We start from the raw sequence: 814 nt of genomic DNA on the forward strand, positions 1-814 counted from the left end.
TTTTTGCTTGATATCTGGTATATGTCTGGATAAAGCCTGATTTTGTTTTCTTATGAACCTTTCCGATTGATGTCATTTGCTGGCCCATTGGACAGACCACCACATCGAGTTCTTTATTGTAAAACAGTTTGTCAGAACTGAATGGCTTCTTGTTATTATAGGAGTGCTGTTGTTGTTTATCGAACATGCCATACTTCACATAGGCTTGGGTACCTAAGTTCTCTAAGAGCTCGAAGTTCTCCTGTGAACCATATCCTGCATCGGCAACAAGGATTTTAGGGGCTGCACCATAGGATTCAATATGTTGTTCTAAATGGGATCTTAAGGTATTGGTATCCGTCGCATCAGGATGGATGCTGTAGTTTACAATAAACTGATTGCAGGTTGATATTTGAACATTATAGCCTGGCTTGAGCTGGCCATTGAGCATATGATCTTCCTTCATGCGCATAAAAGTCGCATCTGTATCCGTTTTACTATAGCTATTGCGCTCACCCAGTGTTTCCTCCTGCCTGTCATACTTCTCCAGGTTATTGCCAAAGTTTTTCTTGATGTATAGAAGTTTTGCCCGATGTTTCTTGTCCACCTTTTTGCTGCTACCAAGAACTTCATTTATTCGCTCAACAGTAGCCTCTAGATTTTCCTTATTAAGTTCTCTGTTTGTTGGGGGTTCCGGTGGGAGCTCCCCATCTTCCTTTTGGGCTATAACCGAAGCGTAATCCCAGATGTCCTGCAATTGCTGTTTCATCTTAAGCTTGTTGGTCTGAATGGCCTTTTTCCAAACAAAGGTATACTTGCCTGCATTGGCTTCGAT

Annotated in this window: 1 protein-coding gene; it reads right to left on the bottom strand. The window is 41.8% G+C overall.

Annotated features, from left to right (window positions below; translation table 11 throughout):
• The coding region (locus AC6CHH_RS16390) for a transposase (RefSeq protein ID WP_498284791.1) at window positions 1-814 on the bottom strand (814 nt) is incomplete at both ends.

Source organism: Sphingobacterium sp. GQ94 (genome assembly GCF_059758715.1).